The organism is Nostoc sp. PCC 7107 (genome assembly GCF_000316625.1).
GTDB lineage: Bacteria > Cyanobacteriota > Cyanobacteriia > Cyanobacteriales > Nostocaceae > Nostoc_B.
Window position 1 is genome coordinate 2,840,997 of the sequence record NC_019676.1, and the last position, 21,083, is coordinate 2,862,079.

A 21,083-nucleotide genomic window follows, 5' to 3' on the forward strand; every position below is an offset into this window, starting at 1 on the left:
TTGTGATTTTTTCCCTAAGCCCTACTAACCTAGAAGAAAAATGTATGCACCCCAAGCCTGTGCGGCTATGGCCAAAATGGTAGACCAAATCGGATGAGGACTATAAAGGGTGGCTCCAGTTTGAGTTTGTACAGACTGGATATCGATCCAAGGTGTTGCGCCACGACGGAACCAGCCTATGACAGTAACTTGCCGTCCAATCAAATCTGGAAGATGGACTTTCTGCCCCAAGCATAGCCAAGGAACGTGGTGCAATTTCACCAAACCAGTGCTGGACTTTAATATAAAGTCTTGTGCTACAGAATTTGCTGTGCCAGAGCGACCTAACAATTGGCCGACCAAGCAGACACTAGTACTATCTATGGGGATGGCAGAGGGATTAGCTAACAAGTTAGGTAAATTTTCATTAGCTTGGTAATTAGCAGTTTTGAGATTTGGAAAAAAAGCATTCATCCGAATGACTAAACCAATGCTAAAACCAATCAGTAGGCAACCACTAACAAAATTCCAATCTTCATAAATCCATTTCAAGTTCAAAAATTTGAGGCTGAAAGCAGTTTGCCAACTCAACCAAATTAATCCTGCAAATCCAAAACCTATGGGAATACCTAAAAAAGGCGCGATTTGCAGTAAAAACGATTGACGTGTAGTTTTAATAAACTGTTCGTTGGCAAGATGGAGTTCAGTTTCTATGTGCCAGTGGCGGGCTATTTGACACAGCCATTGGATACGCTGACCGATTAACGGATGGCTATTATTAATTGCCATCCAGTGACGATAGGGATTGATGTGATCCCACATCAAGGCTGACTCAAAGGGAATATGACCAGCAATACTACCCAAAGATAGGCTTTGTTGATAGCTGATGGGCATGAGGAGATTTAGACATTCTAGCTGACAATTGGTATGTTGTACTTGTTGAATATCATGGGCAATGCCGATCGCAATTTTCAAGAAAGCCCGAATTAAAGCGTTAGGATTACCAGTGATTTCGGCAGCTAGGCGATCGCTATAATAATGCCGCGATCGCGATAACCATAAAGCTGTCCCCGTAAATAAACACCAAATTCCATAAGTCAGACTAGAGAATATATTAAACGGCCACTGCCCAAAACCAGGCGAGATATTGTTTCCCCACTGAGAAATTTGCTGATATAAACGATAAATAGGCAAAGTCAGCAGTAATACCAAGGACATAACTAAATAATCACCGTGGGCAATATGTCCCAACTGTGTAGCATAGATAGTCGCAATTTCATCATCTGCCAGTTGATTTAATAGCCCTTGACTGACGACAATCCGCGCATTGCGGGGCAAATTGCCGTAGGTTAAAGCTATGGGTGTATTGATGGGTAAAATTCGCAGATGAGGTAATTGCCAGCGTTTTTGCTGACAGTATCGCTGGAGGACTCTGGCTGTTTCTCTGCTGCGGCTGTGCAAGATATCTTTTGATAGGGGTTGCTGACTACAAAACCGAGTTAGTAACCAATCCAATAGCCAAGGGGAAAGGGCGATCGCACTAAACAAAATTCCTATTACCACCAGCTTGGGGTCGCGGTAGAAAAACGGCAATGGTGCCAAATAGGGTAACTTGTCTAAAATTACATTCACCGATACCATTACGACCTTCAAGAGAAACTCCATCACCCAAAACAAAGCAACGATGGTGAAGAGTGCCTGTAAACGCAAGAGCAGTAATTTCGGTTTACGTAAAGGTTGCCATACCTTGGCGCGTTTTGCTTGTCGCCAGTAAATATTTAGCCGTTGAGTTGGTGTATATTCATCTGACTCTGTAACCCGATTTTGTGATGCTACAGGCGTTTCTATGAAACTATTTTGATAATGACTTGGCTGTGTCGGTTTTTCTAGCAAAGACTGTTGTATGCGTCCTGATACCACAGTCGATGAGTTGCCAGAATTTGTAGTTTCTTTTGATGTTTGTGGAGATACTTTTTTTGTTTTTTTACGTTTTGTTAAATGTGTTAAAGCGCGTTCTGCCCACTCTTGAACTTGGGGATTTTGGCTATCTCTGAGAGTTTGACACAGGGCGATCGCCTTGCGGGCTTCGCCAGTACGGGCATAGGCCATAACTAACCCAACACGAGCTTGTAAGCTAGTAGTACTATTGCCTTTACTACTAGCAACAGGCTCTAGTTGAGCGATCGCTGTTTGATAATCTCCCTGCTTGAGGGCAGTTAAACCAGCCTCCAAAGATGATTCAGAATATGAAGGCATAGAAATTCTGGCACTCCAATCTCTGCTAACTGATCGAATAAGGTAAAAGGAAAAAGGTAAAAGGTAAAAGGCAAAAGTAAAGAAGAATAAAGTTGCTCACCAGTAACTAGACTGCTGCGCCTCGCGTTTTAGATATAAGATTTTCTTTTTACTTTTCACTTTTAGCTTTTGACTTTTGATCCACGGTGATATAACAACGCGACCCCGCGATGCCGTGGACATCAACTATACCCGATAAGTAGAATTCAGGAGTCAGAATTCAGGAGTCAGAATTCAAAATTTGTACTGAATTCTGGATACTGGATACTTTTTCAAGATTCCACTGATGATTGACCATAAAGTACCGGGGCGATCGCGCTTAATTTTAAATCTGGATGGTCTTCTTGTAACTGATGGCAATTCCACTCATTGCGGAATAGCAGCACTGGTCGATCCATACTGTCTTTGACTGTGGTGGTGTTGAATAAACGTCCCACCTTATTCAAAGCTTCCCACCCACCGGCTACCCAACGGGCGACGCTGTAGGGTAATACATCGAGAATTGTTTCTACACCATACTCATTTTGTAGGCGAAACTGCACCACTTCAAATTGCAACTGACCCACCGCGGCCAAAATTGGGTCGCGTTTGGCTTCATCAGTTGAGTACATAATCTGCACAGCACCTTCTTCGCGCAATTCCGAAATACCTTTTTGAAATTGCTTAAACTTTGAGGGGTTGGGGTTTCTCAGGGTAGCAAACAGTTCTGGTGAAAAATAGGGAATCCCCTCATATTCCAGCTTCTGCCCTGTATAAATGGTATCGCCGATCGCAAACACGCCAGGGTTGTTTAACCCGATGACATCACCTGGATATGCTGTATCAATCGATTCCCGTTCTTGAGCAAAAAGTTTTTGCGGACGAGATAAACGCACAACTTTGCCTGTGCGGGCGTGATTGACTGTCATATCTTTTTCAAATCTGCCAGTGCAGACCCGGACAAAAGCGATGCGATCGCGGTGTTTTGGATCCATATTGGCTTGCAACTTGAACACAAAACCGGAAAATTCCGGATAGGTGGGGGGAACTTCACCAACGCTGCTGTTGTGAACACCTGGTTTTAAGGCACAGTCAAGGAAAGACTTGAGGAATAACTCTACGCCAAAGTTGGTCATGGCGCTACCAAAGAACACCGGAGTCATTTTGCCTTGATGCACTAATTCCAAATCTAGTTCCGGGCCGACCCCGTCTAAAAGTTCCAGATCATTTTTGAGTTGGTAGTACAATTCTGGTTCTAGTAGTTGTTCAATTGTGGCATCACCCAAGTCAACAACAGTATCTAGGGCTTCTTTACTACCGTGGGCGCTACGTTCAAACAAGTGAATTTGTTGTTGCTGACGATCAAAAACACCCTTAAAGCGATCGCCCATCCCAATTGGCCAATTCACTGCATAAGTCTGCAACCCTAGTTCCTGTTCAATTTCATCTAACAGTTCTAAAGGTTCTCTACCCGGACGGTCGAGTTTATTTACAAAGGTGAAAATTGGCAAACCCCGCAATTTGCATACTTCAAATAATTTGCGGGTTTGGGGTTCCAAACCTTTCGCCACATCTATTAACATCACCGCATTATCGGCGGCGGCAAGAGTGCGGTAAGTATCTTCACTAAAATCTTGGTGTCCGGGGGTGTCTAATAAGTTAATCTGACAATTACGGTATTCAAACTGTAAGACGGTGGAGGTAATGGAAATACCCCGTTGTTGTTCCATCGCCATCCAGTCGGAAGTAGCCTTGCGCTGCGCCCGTCTCGCTTTTACCGCACCAGCTTCATGAATCGCACCTCCGTACAGCAGCAATTTTTCTGTCAGTGTCGTTTTACCCGCGTCAGGGTGCGAAATAATCGCAAAATTGCGTCGCAGTTCTACTGCTTGATGGAGTTCTGATTGAATTTCCGTTGACATAATTGACCTAAATGTACAGCTGACCTTGTTACTTTACTTAACTTAATTTTTCTCTACTTTAGTAAGTCTTTTAATCTTAAAACAACGAGGCTCGTGATAGGGTCAACAATAGTGCTGAGTGCTGATGATAAAGTTCTGCCCCTACCCCCTCAAAGGAGAAATGTATGTACGACCCAGACAAGCGAAAGCTGTTATCTGCCTTATGTCATGGAGCAATTTTTTTCAGTACGACTTTTGTGTCAGTTGGGATACCGATCGCGATGCTGTTTATTGCTAATGATCCGGTAGTGCTAGAAAATGCCAAAGAATCTATTAATTTTCACTTTAATGTTTGGATTTATGGAATTATTATTACATCATTCATCTGGCTCACTTTTGGTTTGTTATTTCCCCTAATTGGTATCGGCTATTTGCTGCATTGGGGATTAACAATTTGGGCGATCGCCAGTGTTTTTACCGATCCAGACCAACCCTTCCGCTATCCCTTCATTTTCCGTGTTCTATAATCCTCTGCCTTCAGAATCAAAAATTAACATCTTTTTTCCCAAACTATTAGCTAGATACAAGGTTGGGTTAGATGATCGCGCAACTCAACAAAGTCTTGATGATGTTGAGTTACCCTGCGGAGTGCGTCTACGTTTCTCAATCCAACCTGCGCCACTCGTGAACGAGTTTCCAATACTCGTGCGTGATATCATGTTCGGTAAATTACTTGTGATATGTCATTGCGAGTGGAACGAAGTGGAACGACGCAATCGCCAAGTCTTTGCGATTACTTCACTTCGCGATCGCTCCGTACCCTTCGGGAAGCAAGCTACGTAATGACTTTATGTAATTAATTATGTTTAACTACTGATTACGACCTTGGCCGTAACAACTGCACGAAGGTATCGCTCACAGTATGATCCTTCGTATCAGCCGCGTATTGAATTAACTTTTCCCGCAGTTCCTTCGCCGCATCTAAAGGTAATAGCGTCGCCAGCAAAAAGTATACACCACGAAAACGCGGGTCGCCTATATGGTCGATGAGATGTTTTTCCGCGTCGTCACCCTCACCGAGAAAGTTCTGCACTAAGAAAAATTCCATAATTTTATCGTGGCGGAAGTACCATTCCTTTTTCGCTGCGCCTTCTTCGTTTTGCCATTGACGGCTGACGACCATTTTATACTTCTCATCTTCCAAAGACTGTAAAACTTGATGAAATTCTGCCGCAGGTAGCGCCTGTTCATCATCCAGCCGCATTTGATAAACCGCATCGGAGAATTTTTTTAATGGAAATTCTTGCTTCCACTCTTGCAAATACTCCGCCGCCATCAATTTATATTGCTGTTGTTGCAGGTGAAATAAGTTAGGAGACTCACCTTGAGATAACATCAAAGCCACTAGTGATAAATCCATCGGGTTAGAGAGAATTCTTTGATTAGCGGCTAACTCCTCCGGTGGTTGTTGCTGGCTGAGAGTTTGAGTTAAATAACTTGTGCAGGCTTGTTTGTAATTATCACCTTGAATGTTGGCATCTTTGGGTAGTTGTGGCTGACGGGAAAGTAAAAATTGCTGAATCTGTGCTAACTCCAGGGGTTGTAATTTATATATCTTGGCGGTGGAAGGTGGTATCCACTCTAGGGGTTGGGTAGCCATGATGATGTTACCCCGGAAATAGCTTTCGACAAACTGGCAGATTTTCGCCCTGGTGTCGGCTGTGACTTCGTTCAGCCCGTCGATACAGATATCTAACGCGCCACTGTAAATCAAATTCTTGAGAAAATCAGCGTCTTGTGCTTGTCCGTGCAGCTTGGCTTGAATCGCTTCAATTACCCCATTGTCGCACTTGCGGGCGGGGAGATAAACGACAATGCGGGGTGAGGTTTTGACTAAATACCGCAGAAACATCGACTTACCCAACCCGGAATCACCTTCCAGAACGATTTGCCCGGTGATGCTGGGTAGAACTTGGTTAATCGCTTGGGGTTTCTCTGCGCCGGGAACTTTTACAAGAGATTCTGGGAAGTAAGCTTCCGGGTGAAAATTATCTAACCCAGCATCGGCTAACAGCGAAGGCTTGAACGGTTCAAATAATTTGCGGCGGAAAAACGGAATCCAGGTGAGGAGAAAGCCGACGTAACCCACGCCTAAGATGCGGCGCACCCAAGGATTCCAGAAAAAGATGGCTTGCACTTGGGGAAATTTGGGATAAGCGAAGATGAGCGCCAGCCAAACCAGAGCATGAGAGATGATAGTAAGTCTGGCGTTGATAAACCACTGCCAACCTTTGAGGCTAACTATGACTGATTGCAGTGAATCCGCTTCGTTGAATCCGGCTTTTTTGAGGTTGTTGTAATGAGTTTCTAAGATGACAATATCTTGTGGTTGCCAAGAGATTTTTCTGGCGACGACAGCGATTTGTTTGGCTAAGTCTTGTTGTAATCGTGTGAAATCTTTGCTCGGTTCCCAGGCTTGGGCGAAAATTTGGAGAGTTTTCACACCTTGCTCATGGGTTAAGGAAGTGGGAATTGTTTTAGTTTCAGGAAAACCCAGCCATGTCAGCAGTGTTTTGACTTCCTCAGTGCCACCACCAAGGAAATAGGTTAAAAATCGCCACTGTGCAATTTGTAATTGACCATCGTAATAAACATTATCTAAAATTACAACAATATTATTCAGCTTGAGTTGTTCTATTTTTCCCAACGCCACTGCTGCGCCGTAACCAACACCATTGTCAACAGATTTATCCTTGAGGATGTCGAGGATGTCTTTGACATAAGGTTGAGCAGCATCGCCCAAATTTCCCAACGCCTCTGCGGCACTACCACGAACATTATTGTCAAGAGATTTATCCTTGAAGAAGTCGAGGATGTCTTTGACGTAGGGTTTGGCAGCATCGCCCAGATTTCCCAACGCCTTTGCTGCACTACCACGAACATAACTGTTAACAGATTTATCCTTGAGGATGTCAGCGATGTCTTTGACATAAGGTTGAGCAGCATCGCCCAAATTTCCCAACGCCTCTGCTGCATAGTAACGAACATCATTGTCAACAGATTTATCCTTGAGGATGTCGAGGATGTCTTTGACATAAGGTTGAGCAGCATCGCCCAAATTTCCTAACGCCACTGCTGCACTACCACGAACATAAATGTTAACAGATTTATCCTTGAGGATGTCAGCGATGTCTTTGACATAAGGTTGAGCAACATCGCCCAGATTTCCCAACGCCTCTGCGGCACTACGACGAACATTATTGTCAAGAGATTTATCCTTGAAGAAGTCGAGGATGTCTTTGACGTAGGGTTTGGCAGCATCCCCCAGATTTCCCAACGCCTTTGCTGCATTACCGCGAACATAACTGTTAACAGATTTATCCTTGAGGATGTCAACGATGTCTTTGACATAAGGTTGAGCAGCATCGCCCAAATTTCCCAACGCCTCTGCTGCATAGTAACGAACATTATTGTCAACAGATTTATCCTTGAGGATATCAGCGATGTCTTTGACATAAGGTTGAACAGCATCGCCCAAATTTCCCAACGCCTCTGCTGCATAGTAACGAACATAAATGTTAACAGATTTATCCTTGAAGAAGTTGAGGATGTCTTTGACATAAGGTTTGGCAGCATCCCCTAGATTTCCCAACGCCTTTGCTGCACTACCACGAACAGAACTGTTAACAGATTTATCCTTGAGGATATCAGCGATGTCTTTGACATAAGGTTGAGCAGCATCGCCCAGAGTTCCCAATGCCTCTGCTGCACCGGCACGAACAGAATTGTCAACAGATTTATCCTTGAGGATTTTGGCAGTTTTGAGTGCAATATCCTCTGGTTTGTCAAACACCAATCTCAAATTTTGCAAATCATATTCATTGAGCTTGTCAAAAGCGAGTTTCTTCACATTGTCATATCCATCATCCAGGGCGGCGACTATACCGTTAATCTGCCACGCTTCTGGTTTGGGCTTGGGCTTTTCTTTGGCGCTCACCCAAGGTAAACACAGCAAAAGTGTCAGCAGCAGGGTAAGCAGAAAGAGGAAAAGGGGCGATTTTCTTTTAATATACGTATACATTTTTAATTCGTAATTCGTATGTGTAGGGTGTGTTAGGCGTAAGCCGTAACGCACCGCAAACTTTGTGGGTTTCCTATTAAAAATAACCGTCTGTAATGAACAATTTTTGTATTAAATAATGCTACTAATATTACTTTAATTCCACAGTATTTATCTGTGTAAAAACGGGTAAATTTTTCCTAAAAATCTTGGAAATAATAGTTGACAAGTATAAAATTATACCTTAGCATATAGGTATGAGAAAGGCGATCGCTCAATTCAACAAAGAAGAAAGCGATCGCCTTTCTCAAAACCCCCAAAAAGGATAAAAGCGATCGCTCCATTCCCGCAAAGAAAATAGCGATCGCCTTTATAACCCCCCGAAAGGAGCATAAACACCATGTTCGCACAATTACTAAAATTTGCCCAATTCAAATTTGCCCAGTTCTTACGCGAAAATTTCAATTTTCCCGTTCGTCAGCAAGTTTCTGAACTCCCATTTGCCCACAGAGAACCAATTAAACATTTGCTAATTGGTTCACCCAAAGCCGTCACCAGCACAATTCACTATTTGCATGTGCTTGGCTACGCTAACGTCGGAGATTGGAGTCCACTGCTACCAACAGAGAAGTCCGGTGAGGTAATGAGTATTTTAACTCGGCAAATTTTGATCCAATAATTTAAATTGAGAGACGTTGTAGTGCAACGTCTCTCACGTTATTTTAAAATCAAAATGATAGATTTAGTTCAAAAATAACGTAATAAAAATGACACAAAAAACACAAATGGCTGCTATCATTGAGCGCGAAGGAAATGGCTATGTAGCATTATGTCCCGAATTAAATATAGCCAGCCGCCAAGATGACACAATTGAAGAACCACGAACTAATTTAATCGAAGCATTGTAATTATTTTTTGAGACAGCATCACCTTCTGAAATCCAGGAAAGATTGCACACAGAAATGTTGATTACATTTGAAGTCAATTAAAAGGAAACATAAATCTCTGCGTAAGAATCAAAAATTAACATCTTTTTTCCAAAACTGTGAGCTAGATACAGTCCTACAAAGTTGTAGAATACAAAATTGCCCCACAGCTTTATCAAGAGTAGGGCAAAGGACAGTTAAGCACTGTTCGTAGTTTGTCTGACAAAAGTAGAGAAAAACTCTACTTTTGTGCCGCTTTGACTTGTGTCCATTACATCGTTTCCTTGCCAAAAATTATGTTTCCCATACAACGTCCCCGTCGTTTGCGTAGCCACCCCCAACTGCGCCGGATGGTACGTGAAACCATCCTCACCACCAACGATTTAATTTACCCACTGTTTGCCGTACCAGGCGAGGGAATTGCCAAGGAAGTTAAATCTATGCCGGGAGTCTACCAACTGTCGGTAGACAAAATTGTGGAAGAAGCCAAAGAAGTGTACGACTTAGGCATTCCCGCCATTATTTTATTTGGCATTCCCGAAGATAAAGATGTTGATGCTACTGGTGCTTGGCACAATTGCGGAATTGTCCAAAAAGCTGCTACTGCGGTAAAAACGGCAGTCCCAGACTTAATTGTCATTGTTGACACTTGCTTGTGTGAATACACCAGTCACGGTCACTGTGGTTACTTGCAAGTGGGTGATTTAACAGGCAGAGTTCTCAACGACCCCACCCTAGAATTACTCAAGAAAACCGCTGTTTCTCAAGCCAAGGCTGGTGCAGATATCATTGCTCCTTCTGGGATGATGGATGGCTTTGTCCAAGCAATTCGGGCGGGATTAGATGAAGCAGGATTCCTAGATATCCCCATTTTGTCTTACGCTGCTAAGTATGCTTCCGCTTACTATGGGCCATTCCGGGATGCAGCCGATTCTACACCCCAATTTGGTGATAGAAGAACTTATCAAATGGATCCTGGCAATAGTCGGGAAGCCATTAAGGAAATTGAATTAGATATCGCCGAAGGTGCGGATATGCTCATGGTTAAGCCTGCTTTGGCTTACATGGATATTATCTGGCGGGTGAAGGAAGCGAGTAACTTACCTGTGGCAGCTTACAACGTTTCCGGTGAGTATTCCATGATTAAGGCTGCGGCTTTAAATGGCTGGATTGACGAAGAGCGTGTCGTTATGGAAACCTTAACTGGCTTTAAACGGGCTGGTGCAGACTTGATTTTAACTTACCATGCCAAAGATGCCGCTAGATGGTTGCGGTAAGTGCTTTTTGCTGAGTTATTTTTAAATCTCACGCAAAGGCGCAAAGTATTTTTTTGTGTTTTGGTGTTTAGGCGTGAGATTATTTTTTTTGGTATTTAATCTTCATTCTCAATAGTTTCATCGTCAGAAGTACCAATAGCTTGTAGAACTTGTTTAACTATCTTAGGGTGCAGGACTTTTCCTGTATGAAAGGGAATTACAACCCTTACTTCTTCTCGGAAATAAATTCTATGACTTCCTTTACTTCTAATTTGAACAAAGCCTGCTTCTAGTAAAAGTTTTTCAGCTTCTATTGCAGTAAGCCGAGGCTGTTTAGGCAACTTTAACCTCCAAAGTCATGGTTAATACTTCTTTGTTTTGCAGTGCTTGTTTTTCTGCATTAGATAATGTTTCTATGTATAGTTCCACTGCTTCTTTGATGTTTTCTTGTACTTCTTCTAGTGAATTACCTTGAGATTGACAACCAGGAAGTTCAGGACAATAAGCATAATATCCATATTCATCTTTTTCAATCACAATGCTGACTTTATAAGACATATCCAATTTACCTTATATTGAAATCAAGCGTAACTCCATAACTACTTATGATATGTCGTTACAGCTATATCTAATATGTCGTTACAGCTACATCTGGTGAAATTCCTAGCTTGCTTTCAGCCGTCAGTGTTGAAATTTATCACGTCTTAACACACATCTTGCACCTGACGATTAAAATCGCAGCTACACGAACAAAGCCTGCCTTCGCAGGCTCAAAAACCTTGATTTTACGTTAGTCCGCGTAGGCGGACTTCGTTTTTATAGCCGCGAATTCCATTCGTCGGGGCTAGGTGCAAGATATGAGTTAAGGTTGTTTCTATAGGACTAATATTTGATTTCTGAAAAAGCTCCGTACATTTGAAGGGTGGCAAAATCAAAAGTAGTGTGTCGAATAAACCACTCGAACATCCATTTGAGATGAGAGAACGAAGGAATTAAAGCACAGAAACGCCGCACCCAAGTTTTAGCTTGTAACCAAATATCCTCCATCGGATTTTGTGATGGGCAATTAGGAGCAAAACGGACGCAGTGAATTTGCCATTGTTCTTCCGGTAAACCAAGGTTTACCTCGGCTAAAAAGTCTTGGACAAGATGGGAACGATGGTAAGAAGCACCATCCCAAAAAATCAGTAATTGTTGGTGAGGTGACTGGTCTAATAAATAACGTAGATAATCAATCGTATTGTCTGAATTACCTGCATCATAAGCTTTAAGAAGTAATTCACCTTTGAGATAGTCAACTGCTCCGTAGTACGTCTGTTTGTCTCGTTCATTGACAACCGGAACTCCTATTTCTTGGTCAGTTTTACCCCAGACTTACCCACTCAAGTCTCCCCACAATAGATGACACTCATCTATCAACAATACTCTCAATAATCCTGCTTCTATTTCTTTTCTGCGGCTTGCCAACAATGTCTCAATCTGTTTTTTTTTACTGCCACAGCTTCCGGATCGGCTTTTGGATTCAGTTTTGTAGTTTTCTTCCAACTAATTCCTGCTGCATCAAATAAGTCATAATAGCTGCGTTTTGACTCATAAGTTACATCGTATTCAAAAGCCAATTTATCTTCAAGTTCCCCAAGCTCCCAACATTCCTTTGTTTGCAACCAACTTAAAACTTCTTCTCGTTGTTGAACAGTTAAGTAGCTTTTTCTTCCCTTGTGGTTCAGGCACAGTCCCGAAATTCCATACTCTTCGTAGGCTTGTTTCCAGCTTGTTATCGAACCAAGTGACACATCTAAAATTGTTTGAATTTCCTCATACTTGTAGCCTTGATAAACCAGTTTGACTGCCAATGCTTTCCTCACCTCACGCGCATCTGGCCGATCATCTATAAATTCTTGTAGTTCTGCGATGGCTACGCCCACCTCAGATATCGCGGTTTGTATATGCTGGTTTATCATTGTTCTCTGTTAGACAGATATCTCCCTCCGTATTATCTCGTGGTTCTTTTCATAAATCAAATATGATTCCTATAGCTTTCCTTCAGATGTAACTTTAGCCACAATATTTGTATTCATAGTTTAATTTTTCCACCTTGATAAATTTTAGCCTTGATTAAGGTTGCATTGCCTGCCGCTAAAAATAACAACATCATTCACCAGAATGAAAATTCAGCAGCCGCTTATATCAACAAAGATTAAACTCTATTAGAAGAATTCAACAATCGCCCACTTCAGTATCATCTGGGTGGTATAAAAAATTTATCAATATACTTTAAACCAATTGCTCACAGCAAGCATAGCAAAACAATTTATGAAATTTAACTATCTATTAACACCAGCACTGATTGGAGTTTCAGTTGCTTTTGTGCAACCACAAATAGCTGTCGCGCTTTCTTCAACGGAAGTCAGCAAAATCGCTAAAGCTATGACGGTGTTGATTGAAAATCAAAATGGTTCTGGTTCTGGGGTAATTATTCGCCGCAACGGCGAGACTTACACTGTATTAACGGCTAAACACGTTATCGACAACCCAGATAAATATGCAGTTGTCACTCCCGACGATCGCCGTTATGAGTTAAAGTACAATACGGTGAAAAAACTGCCAGGGGTAGATCTAGCGATGGGGCAGTTTACCAGTAATAAAACTTATCCTGTGGCTAAGTTGGGTAACTCCGATGATATCAGCGAAGGTGCAACATCTTATGTTGCGGGGTTCCCTCAACCTAGTGCAGCAATTTCTATCTCAATTTACAATTTCATTGAAGGGCGAATCACTGCCAATGCTTCCAAAGCTCTGCGTGATGGTTATGCTTTAGTTTATAATAACGACACTCTACCGGGAATGAGTGGCGGCCCAGTACTGAATGATAAAGGCGAATTAGTCGGTATTCACGGTAGAGGTGACACCGCCGAGAACTATCAAATTTCTGATAAAAATCCCGACGTAATTATCAAAACTGGCTTTAATTTGGGAATTCCCATCAATACTTTTTTGCGAACCTTACCAAAAGCCGAGGTAGGTGCTGTCAGTCAACCAACACCCACCGCACCCAAAGCGGATGACTTTTATATTCAGGGTGGGGATAAGTATAAGAAAGGTGATTACAAAGGGGCTATTGAAGCTTACAACCAGGCAATTAGCATCAATCCCAAATATTCTTATGCTTACAATGATAGGGGAAATGCCCGTTATTATTTAGGTGATAAACAAGGTGCATTAAAAGATTACAACCAAGCCATAAAAATTAATCCTGAATATGCCTTTGCTTACTATAATCGAGGCAATATTCTCTATGATTTTGACGATAAGCGGGGGGCGTTAGCTGATTATAACCAAGCTTTGAAACTGAATCCTAATTATTCTTCTGCTTATAATAATCGTGGTAACTCACACTATGCTTTAGGCGATAAGCAAAGGGCGCTGGCTGATTATAACTTAGCTATTAAAGTTGATCCGGGTAATTCTGAAGCTTATTACAATCGGGGAAATACTCGTGCTATTTTAGGAGATAAGCAAGGGGCAATAACTGATTACAATCAAGCGATTAAGATTAACCCTAATTATGTTTTTGCCTACAACAACCGAGGTAATACCCGCTATGATTTGGGTGATTATCAAGGAGCGATCGCAGATTACACCCAAGCTGTTAAAATCAATCCTAATCATTCATCGGCTTACAACGGGAGAGGGAATTCTCGTTATTACTTGGGCGATAAGCAAGGCGCACTGAACGATTACACTTTGGCTCTAAAAGCTAATCCTAACAATGCTGAAGCTTATTATAACCGAGGCAATGCTCGCTCTGATTTGAAAGATTCTCCGGCGGCGATCGCTGATTACAACGAAGCAATTAAACTTAATCCTAACTATTCTGCTGCTTACAATGGTAGAGGTAATGCCTTTTATTATTTAGGTGAAAAGCAAAAGGCACTTGCAGATTATAGCCAAGCTATCAAAAGCGATGCTAATAATTCCGAAGCTTACTATAACCGAGGCAATGTCTACTTTGATTTAGGTAATAAAAAAGGAGCGATCTCCGACTATACCCAAGCGATTAAAATTAATCCCAATTATGCCTATGCTTACAATAATCGCGGTAATACTAAATATGATTTAAATGATTTACAAGGAGCCTTAGCTGATTATAATCAAGCATTGAAGCTTCTACCTAATTATGCCTTTGCTTACTACAATCGAGCTAATGTTTACAAAAATCTGGGAGACTTAGAAGGAGCGATCGCCGATTATAATCGAGCAATTATCAATAACTCCAACTATGCCCAAGCTTATCAAAATCGTGGTCTAGCTCGTTATGATTTAGGCGAACAGCAAGCAGGTATTAGTGATTTAGAAATAGCAGCTAATTTGTATAAAGAACAAGGAAATGCAGCAGCTTATCAACAAACCGTACAAGCAATTATAAAACGTCAACGTTAGCAAGTAAAAAATAATGATCATTATCCTGGATTGCTTTTAAATTATGAATTATTACGAGTTATTTCACATTAACACTCGAAATTATGACAACCTTACCGGAGTAAATCCTAAGCGCTGGAAAATTACCAAGAAACATCAGCAACAATCAACCCCAATCATCCGTCAATCCACTTACTCAGAAAACACTGCTCCTAGAACTGTCTAGCAATAATAAGGCAGTGATTTTCTCATGTTTTGAGGTATAACGTGATGAAATTGAATATTAAGTTATTTACAGTAATCAACAACACCAGCCATTTTCCTAAAGGTGTTGTTTTTACCCTAGCTTTAAGCAGCTTGCTATCTTTGGGACAGGGATTTATCGGTAGTTATTCAGCTGAAGCTGCACCGCGTGGCGAACCTATACAAATTTCGCAACGCTTACCTGACCACTTTCGGAATCGCTCTAATGGACTACCTCGAAGAATTGCCAACATCATAATTAATGATGCGGCTCGGCGTGGTAGAGTAACAAGCAATCAAGTGAGAATTACTCAAGTCCGTTCTCAAACTTTTGCTAATCCTTGTATTTTTAATTTTGGTGAAGCTTGTACAAGAGAATATAACCCGATCAAAGGCTGGGAAGTAATTGTTACAGTTCAAAATCAGTATTTTACTTACCACATTGATGAATCCGGTTCTCGGATTGTTTTAGATCCAAAAACTACAGATTCAGGTTCAGACAACAGTTATCAATTACCAAGAGCGATCGCCAATAACATCTTACGAGATGCTTCCCGTCGTTCTGGTGTCAGCACTAGTAATTTACGAATTACCCAAGCGACACGCAAAACTTTTGGTAATGCTTGCGAGTTTAACTTTGGCGAAGTTTGTACACAACAATATGATCCTATTCAAGGTTGGGAAGTAATTGTCCAGGTTGAAAGACAGTCTTGGACTTATCACAGTAATGAATCTGGTTCCCAAATTGTTTTAGATCCGCAAATTAGCAATTCAGGTTCCGAAAACAATGGACAACTACCACGAGCGATCGCCAATAATATTTTAAGAGATGCTTCCCGTCGTGCTGGTGTCAACACTAGTAATTTAAGAATTACTCAAGCGACACGCAAAACTTTTAGTAATCCTTGTGAGTTTAACTTTGGCGAAGTTTGCACCAGAGAATACAACCCCGTCCAAGGTTGGGAAGTAATTGTCCAAGTTGAAAGACAGTCTTGGACTTATCACAGTAATGAATCTGGTTCCCAAATTGTTTTAGATCCGCAAATTAGCGATTCAGGTTCAGAAAACAGTGGACAACTACCAAGAGCGATCGCCAACAATATTTTAAGAGATGCGGCGCGTCGTTCAGGAGAAGATGAGAGTGATTTAAGAATTACTCAAGCTGAACGCAAAACCTTTGGTAATCCTTGTGAGTTTAACTTTGGTGAAGTTTGTACTAGGGAATATAACCCCATCCGAGGCTGGGAAGTGATTGTGCGAGTGCGTCGTCAGACTTGGACTTATCACGTTGATGAATCTGGCTCGCGTATCGTTTTAGACCCGGATATTAGACGCTAGATTGGTTAAGCTGGCGACTAATATCCACAAAATCCCCGGCTTCTCAAAGAAGCCGGGGATTTGAGCATCTCGATTGTTTTAATTCAAATAGGATTGCTATATTGGCATTTGAGTAATTTGAATAGTATATAATGATGGATTGTGTCGAATCGTCAAATTTAGAGCCAGACAATGCCTAAACTAAAAACCCGTAAAGCAGCAGCGAAACGGTTCCGCGCTACTGGAAGCGGTAAAATCGTCCGTCGCAAAGCCTTCAAAAATCACTTGTTAGAACACAAGACCACTAACAAAAAGCGTAAATTCTCCAAAATGGCAGTTGTCAACGAGCGCGACGAAGAAAACGTGCGCTTGATGCTGCCTTATTTGTAATGTAAATCTTTTAGGAATTAAAAAATGACACGGGTAAAACGCGGTAACGTAGCTCGTAAACGCCGCAATAAAATTCTCAAGTTAGCTAAAGGTTTTCGTGGTTCTCACTCAACGCTGTTTAGAACCGCTAACCAGCAAGTAATGAAAGCACTCCGCAGTGCTTACCGCGATCGCAAAAAGCGCAAACGCGATTTTCGCCGTCTGTGGATTACGCGGATCAATGCTGCTGCTAGACAGCATGGTTTAAGCTATAGCCAGTTGATTGGTAACTTGAAAAAAGCCGAGATCCAACTCAACCGTAAAATGTTGGCACAATTAGCAGTCTTAGATCCTACCAGCTTCAGCAAAGTTGCTGAATTGGCAATCCAAGCTAAAAAATAACGGCGGTAACAGATGAATAACCTTTGAAGGATAAAGTATGAAGTATGAAGGTTGAAACTTACCCCAAGCATCAATCAAGGGGTTGGCAAAAATTTGGCTCGTTGCTCAAAAAATTGGTGACGCAACAAGTCTGTTTTTCATCCTTTATTCTTTATTCTTTATCCTTGAATCGGTTATATCGGGTATTATCCACCGCCATTTTGGGGATTTTTTGCTGTTTATTTTTAGTCACAGGATTACCTGCATCTGCCGCAGAAATGCCAGAAATTCAGCGGCGGGGCTATTTTACAATTGCTGTTAAAGATAATCTGCCTCCTTTGGGATTTAGGGATGGTAATGGTAATATCCAAGGCTTAGAAATTGATTTGGCGCAACGTTTAGCCGCAGATTTACTAGGAAAAGCCGAGGCTGTAAAATTGCAACCTGTAGCGAATAGCGATCGCTTATCTGTAGTGTTAAAGCAGAAGGTGGATTTAACTATTGCCAGAGTCACAGCTACTGAGTCACGCTCTCGGTTAGTAAGTTTTAGTGTGCCTTATTACTTGGATGGCACTTACTTGATTACAAAGGATAACACCGTCAAAGAACTGCGGGATTTAGCCAAGCGTAAAATAGCCGTACTCAATCACTCAAATACAATTGCCCAAGTGCGTTATTATGTTCCCAATGCGGAATTAGTGGGAGTAAATTCTTACCAGGAAGGACGAGAGCAGCTAGAAAGTAACACAGCAAACGCTTTTGCAGCCGACGCGAGTGTCCTCAGCGGTTGGATAAAACAATATCCCCAATATCGGCTATTACCCACCAAGCTATCGACTGAACCTTTATCTGTAGTTATGCCCAAGGGCTTGCAATACGATGAACTGAGACGTAAAGTAAATGAAGCGATCGCTCGTTACACAGTCGAAGGTTGGCTGAAGCAACGCGCTCAATATTGGGGATTACCCTAAATAAGGCAAAATGTAAAAGGTAAAAGTCAAAAGAGTTATTGTACTTTTGCCTTTTAACTTTTAACTTTTAACTTCTCTACAGTTGATAATAGATAGAGAAAGTAGTTTTAATATGTGTCTTGACAGGCGATGGATAATAATCTAGCTGTTGTTTACCTCTCGATTGTAGTAGCAATTTTGGCATTTGCGGTTGTGAGTGTTTTCCGCCAAATTCTCAAAACTCGGAAATTGGAAGGCTCATTCGCAAAACTGCGAAAAAAATTGGAGAAAGAAAAAGGTACAACTCAGGAATATTACGAGTTAGCCTGTATTTATTCTGAGAAAAAATTGTACGCTCAGGCGATCGCATTATTTCAAAAAGCTCTCAAAATGGCTGAAGAAGAAGGAGAAGAAGCGATTGCTCCTATTTACAATGGACTAGGATATACTTACTTTGCTCAAGAACAGTATGATTTAGCAATTCGTCAATACAAAGAAGCTTTGAAAAATAAACCAGATTATGTGGTGGCATTAAATAATATCGGTCATGCTTATGAACGAAAAAAATTAAATGCTCAGGCGCTACAAAGTTACGAAGAAGCACTGAAATTTGCTCCTAATAATTCCACTGCAAAACGTCGCGCTGAATCTCTCCGCCGCTTGGTATCTGCTTAATTCATAACTGTGCAATTCTGAATAAAAAACTCAAAAACCAGGTTTATTTAGGAAACCTGGTTTTTCATATAATTAAGTATAAATTAGCGTGAGTTAGACGATTAGGAAAAACCCCTCTCCACATCAGATAGGGTTTGGGTTAAGGTTCGTGAAATTAACGTTAAATTCATCAATCTATGACACATATATACTTACAAATTTTCAACTTCTTCAAGAAATTGAAAATCTATCTCCTGACTATTTAGCCTTGAATTTGAAAAATCTAATATTACTCACCATAAATCTATCGGTTTTTGATTTCAGATTTAGAATTAGATAATTATAAGTTCTTGGTTGGCTCATTACAAATGTTTAAAAGATTCCGGTTTCCTTGGTTAGCCATTATTATAATCATCTGCATAGCAATATTTTTTGGTTGTATTAGCAAACTATCTGCTCAACAATTGCAGATTTCTCATCCGCTAACTCCATTAACAGAATCAGAAATTACAACAGCAGTGGGGGTTATTAGAAAGCAAAAAACCTTAAGCGATGTGGCCGCATTTTCTATTGTTGCTTTACAAGAACCAGAGAAAAAAGAAGTTTTAAATTTTACACCAAATAAAGAATTTCAAAGGCAAGCTTTTGTAGTAATATATGAGCGATCGCAAAACAAAACCTACGAAGGTGTCGTTGATTTAAAACAGCAGTCCCTCAGTTCTTGGAAGGAAATTACTCATGCTCAACCAGCTTTGAGCTATTCAGAATGTGAATTAACGTCTCAAGCGGTGAAAGCTGATACACGATGGCAAAAAGCCATGCAGAAAAGGGGAATTCAAGATTTTGATGATGTCAAAGTTAGTTGTTGGGCTCCGGGAATTTTAAGTAAACAGGAAGAAACAACAGGCGATCGCTTGGCTCGTGGATTATCTTATTATCGAGGCGATCGCTGGAATTATTACGGTAGTCCAATTGAAGGTGTACTAGCAACTGTAAATTTAAATACAGGTAAAGTAGTTAGTTTTACAGATAGAGGTATAGTCCCATTCTCTAAAGAAAACTGGAACTACGATCTCAAATCTTTAGGTAAATTACTAACACCACCCAAGCCATTAAAAATACTCCAGCCTAATGGTAGAACTTTCCAAATTAATGGCAATGAAATTAGCTGGCAAGGTTGGAAGTTCCGCTATTTAATGCACCCGCGCGATGGTTTAGTTTTGTATTTAGTAAATTACCAAGATGGAGAAAATATTCGACCAGTTTTATATCGTGGCAGTCTATCCGAAATGGTAGTGCCTTATGGTCATCCTGATCCTACTTGGTCATTTCGCAATGCTTTTGATGTTGGTGAATATAACTTCGGTGTGTTAGCTAATGCGCTGGAGTTAGGTAAAGACATTCCCGAAAATGGGGTTTTACTAGATGCTATATTTGCTAATGAACAAGGCGAACCTGTGACAATGCCGCGAGTTGTTGGTATTTATGAGCGTGATAATGGTATTCTTTGGAAACATTATGGATATGATACTCAGCGTAATGATGTGCGTCGTAATCGTGAATTAGTTATTACTATAACTGCAACAGTTGACAATTATGATTACAGCGTTAATTGGATTTTTCACCAAGATGGCACTTTAGAAGTACAAAACGAATTAAGCGGAGTTGTTCTAGCGCAAGGAACAGCTTTAGAAAAAGAGTCTTCAGATAATCCCTATGGAAGGCTATTAGCTAAAAATATTTTTGGCGTGAATCATCAGCACTTTTTTAACTACCGCCTAGACATGGATGTAGACGGACAGGCAAACTCTGTAATGGAAATGAATGTTAATTCTGTGCCAATTAGTGGTAAAAATCCTTTAGGAAATGCGATCGCAGTAGCAGAAACTCCGTTAACAAAAGAAACGACGGCTGTACGTGATATTGATACAAAACATAGCCGAGAATGGATGATTAGCAGTGCCAATAAAAAGAATAATCTTGATGTTGGAACTGCATATATGCTAATGCCAACAGGAAACACAATATTTTTCCCAACAGAAGGCGCAGAAATTCGCAAACGAGCCGAATTTGCTACCCATCATCTCTGGGTAACAAAATACAAATTAGATGAACTTTATGCCGGGGGGAATTATCCTAATCAAAGCCAACCAAAAGAAGGTTTACCGACATATATTTCTAACGATGAATCATTAACAAATGAAGATGTCGTACTGTGGTACACAATGGGAATGACACACGTCCCTCGTCCTGAAGATTGGCCTGTAATGCCTGTTCACCGTGTTGGTTTTAAGTTAGTTCCACGCGGTTTCTTTAGCCGTAATCCTGCCATCAATTTGCCTGAGTAAGTATAT

At 41.1% G+C, this 21,083-nt stretch carries 17 protein-coding genes and 1 pseudogene; 12 read left to right on the forward strand and 6 right to left on the reverse strand.

The features are described from left to right. Positions 1-24: 24 nt before the first annotated feature. Positions 25-2,235, reverse strand: coding sequence for a M48 family metallopeptidase (locus NOS7107_RS12075; RefSeq protein WP_015113259.1), 2,211 nt, complete (start codon positions 2,233-2,235; stop codon positions 25-27). 311 nt (positions 2,236-2,546) lie between these two features. Continuing rightward, positions 2,547-4,175, reverse strand: a complete 1,629-nt coding sequence (gene prfC / locus NOS7107_RS12080) for a peptide chain release factor 3 (protein WP_015113260.1) — start codon at positions 4,173-4,175, stop codon at positions 2,547-2,549. Positions 4,176-4,339: 164 nt separating this feature from the next. On the opposite strand from prfC, the gene NOS7107_RS12085 reads away from it, so the two are divergent. Then, a complete protein-coding gene (locus tag NOS7107_RS12085; RefSeq protein WP_015113261.1) occupies positions 4,340-4,681 on the forward strand; it encodes a DUF4870 domain-containing protein in 342 nt (113 codons plus the stop codon). Next, positions 4,671-4,997, forward strand: coding sequence for a hypothetical protein (locus tag NOS7107_RS28555; protein ID WP_157374016.1), 327 nt, complete (start codon positions 4,671-4,673; stop codon positions 4,995-4,997). Before NOS7107_RS12085 ends, NOS7107_RS28555 begins: the two co-directional genes overlap by 11 nt. A 34-nt stretch (positions 4,998-5,031) precedes the next feature. Here NOS7107_RS28555 and NOS7107_RS12090 read toward each other — a convergent pair whose 3' ends face one another. Beyond that, positions 5,032-8,235: a HEAT repeat domain-containing protein gene (locus NOS7107_RS12090; RefSeq protein WP_044499936.1), complete on the reverse strand. Its 3,204-nt coding sequence runs from the start codon at positions 8,233-8,235 to the stop codon at positions 5,032-5,034. Positions 8,236-8,614: 379 nt separating this feature from the next. Here NOS7107_RS12090 and NOS7107_RS12095 point away from each other — a divergent pair, with 379 nt between their 5' ends. From NOS7107_RS12095 to hemB, 3 genes are all read left to right on the forward strand, one after another. Then, positions 8,615-8,893 carry a hypothetical protein gene (locus NOS7107_RS12095; protein ID WP_015113263.1) on the forward strand — a complete coding sequence of 93 codons (279 nt, stop codon included), beginning with the start codon at positions 8,615-8,617 and terminating at the stop codon, positions 8,891-8,893. Positions 8,894-8,981: 88 nt separating this feature from the next. Continuing rightward, positions 8,982-9,122 (forward strand): type II toxin-antitoxin system HicB family antitoxin, encoded by a 141-nt coding sequence (locus NOS7107_RS29375; RefSeq protein WP_015113264.1) that lies wholly within the window; start codon positions 8,982-8,984, stop codon positions 9,120-9,122. Positions 9,123-9,436: 314 nt separating this feature from the next. Continuing rightward, positions 9,437-10,417 (forward strand): porphobilinogen synthase, encoded by a 981-nt coding sequence (gene hemB / locus NOS7107_RS12105; protein ID WP_015113265.1) that lies wholly within the window; start codon positions 9,437-9,439, stop codon positions 10,415-10,417. Between the two features lie 95 nt (positions 10,418-10,512). On the opposite strand, the gene NOS7107_RS12110 is transcribed toward hemB, so the two are convergent. From NOS7107_RS12110 to NOS7107_RS28325, 3 genes and pseudogenes are all read right to left on the reverse strand, one after another. After that, positions 10,513-10,737 (reverse strand): type II toxin-antitoxin system HicA family toxin, encoded by a 225-nt coding sequence (locus NOS7107_RS12110; protein WP_015113266.1) that lies wholly within the window; start codon positions 10,735-10,737, stop codon positions 10,513-10,515. Next, the gene (locus tag NOS7107_RS12115) at positions 10,730-10,954 is read right to left on the reverse strand and encodes a type II toxin-antitoxin system HicB family antitoxin (RefSeq protein WP_015113267.1); all 225 of its coding nucleotides are present in this window, start codon (positions 10,952-10,954) and stop codon (positions 10,730-10,732) included. The genes NOS7107_RS12110 and NOS7107_RS12115 overlap by 8 nt, the downstream gene beginning before the upstream one ends. 324 nt (positions 10,955-11,278) lie before the next feature. Continuing rightward, positions 11,279-12,312 (reverse strand): annotated as a pseudogene (locus NOS7107_RS28325) (IS630 family transposase); the annotation flags it as partial. A gap of 397 nt (positions 12,313-12,709) precedes the next feature. Between NOS7107_RS28325 and NOS7107_RS12130 the strand changes: the two are divergent. The 7 genes from NOS7107_RS12130 to NOS7107_RS12160 all read left to right on the forward strand — a co-directional run bounded on the left by NOS7107_RS12130 (position 12,710) and on the right by NOS7107_RS12160 (position 21,077). Next, entirely contained in the window at positions 12,710-14,836 is a 2,127-nt protein-coding gene (locus tag NOS7107_RS12130; RefSeq protein ID WP_015113268.1) for a serine protease, read from the forward strand. Between the two features lie 249 nt (positions 14,837-15,085). Further along, the gene (locus tag NOS7107_RS29850; protein WP_015113269.1) at positions 15,086-16,396 is read left to right on the forward strand and encodes a hypothetical protein; all 1,311 of its coding nucleotides are present in this window, start codon (positions 15,086-15,088) and stop codon (positions 16,394-16,396) included. 171 nt (positions 16,397-16,567) lie between these two features. Continuing rightward, positions 16,568-16,765 (forward strand): 50S ribosomal protein L35, encoded by a 198-nt coding sequence (gene rpmI / locus NOS7107_RS12140; RefSeq protein WP_015113270.1) that lies wholly within the window; start codon positions 16,568-16,570, stop codon positions 16,763-16,765. 24 nt (positions 16,766-16,789) lie between these two features. Further along, positions 16,790-17,146 carry a 50S ribosomal protein L20 gene (gene rplT / locus NOS7107_RS12145; RefSeq protein WP_015113271.1) on the forward strand — a complete coding sequence of 119 codons (357 nt, stop codon included), beginning with the start codon at positions 16,790-16,792 and terminating at the stop codon, positions 17,144-17,146. 44 nt (positions 17,147-17,190) lie between these two features. Beyond that, positions 17,191-18,096: a transporter substrate-binding domain-containing protein gene (locus tag NOS7107_RS12150; protein WP_015113272.1), complete on the forward strand. Its 906-nt coding sequence runs from the start codon at positions 17,191-17,193 to the stop codon at positions 18,094-18,096. Positions 18,097-18,225: 129 nt separating this feature from the next. Beyond that, a complete protein-coding gene (locus NOS7107_RS12155; RefSeq protein WP_015113273.1) occupies positions 18,226-18,750 on the forward strand; it encodes a tetratricopeptide repeat protein in 525 nt (174 codons plus the stop codon). Positions 18,751-19,097: 347 nt separating this feature from the next. After that, on the forward strand, positions 19,098-21,077 hold the full coding sequence (locus tag NOS7107_RS12160; RefSeq protein ID WP_015113274.1) for a primary-amine oxidase: 1,980 nt from the start codon (positions 19,098-19,100) through the stop codon (positions 21,075-21,077). Positions 21,078-21,083: the final 6 nt, after the last annotated feature.

Excerpts from the sequence above, each read along its gene's own strand:
- rplT (WP_015113271.1), top strand. The coding sequence starts at position 16,790 with ATGACACGGGTAAAACGCGGTAACGTAGCTCGTAAACGCCGCAATAAA.
- NOS7107_RS12160 (WP_015113274.1), top strand. The coding sequence starts at position 19,098 with ATGTTTAAAAGATTCCGGTTTCCTTGGTTAGCCATTATTATAATCATC.
- NOS7107_RS12085 (WP_015113261.1), top strand. The coding sequence starts at position 4,340 with ATGTACGACCCAGACAAGCGAAAGCTGTTATCTGCCTTATGTCATGGA.
- hemB (WP_015113265.1), top strand. The coding sequence starts at position 9,437 with ATGTTTCCCATACAACGTCCCCGTCGTTTGCGTAGCCACCCCCAACTG.
- NOS7107_RS12095 (WP_015113263.1), top strand. The coding sequence starts at position 8,615 with ATGTTCGCACAATTACTAAAATTTGCCCAATTCAAATTTGCCCAGTTC.
- NOS7107_RS29375 (WP_015113264.1), top strand. The coding sequence starts at position 8,982 with ATGACACAAAAAACACAAATGGCTGCTATCATTGAGCGCGAAGGAAAT.
- NOS7107_RS12075 (WP_015113259.1), bottom strand. The coding sequence starts at position 2,235 with ATGCCTTCATATTCTGAATCATCTTTGGAGGCTGGTTTAACTGCCCTC.
- rpmI (WP_015113270.1), top strand. The coding sequence starts at position 16,568 with ATGCCTAAACTAAAAACCCGTAAAGCAGCAGCGAAACGGTTCCGCGCT.
- NOS7107_RS12090 (WP_044499936.1), bottom strand. The coding sequence starts at position 8,235 with ATGTATACGTATATTAAAAGAAAATCGCCCCTTTTCCTCTTTCTGCTT.
- NOS7107_RS29850 (WP_015113269.1), top strand. The coding sequence starts at position 15,086 with ATGAAATTGAATATTAAGTTATTTACAGTAATCAACAACACCAGCCAT.
- NOS7107_RS12115 (WP_015113267.1), bottom strand. The coding sequence starts at position 10,954 with ATGTCTTATAAAGTCAGCATTGTGATTGAAAAAGATGAATATGGATAT.
- prfC (WP_015113260.1), bottom strand. The coding sequence starts at position 4,175 with ATGTCAACGGAAATTCAATCAGAACTCCATCAAGCAGTAGAACTGCGA.
- NOS7107_RS12155 (WP_015113273.1), top strand. The coding sequence starts at position 18,226 with ATGGATAATAATCTAGCTGTTGTTTACCTCTCGATTGTAGTAGCAATT.
- NOS7107_RS12130 (WP_015113268.1), top strand. The coding sequence starts at position 12,710 with ATGAAATTTAACTATCTATTAACACCAGCACTGATTGGAGTTTCAGTT.
- NOS7107_RS12150 (WP_015113272.1), top strand. The coding sequence starts at position 17,191 with ATGAAGGTTGAAACTTACCCCAAGCATCAATCAAGGGGTTGGCAAAAA.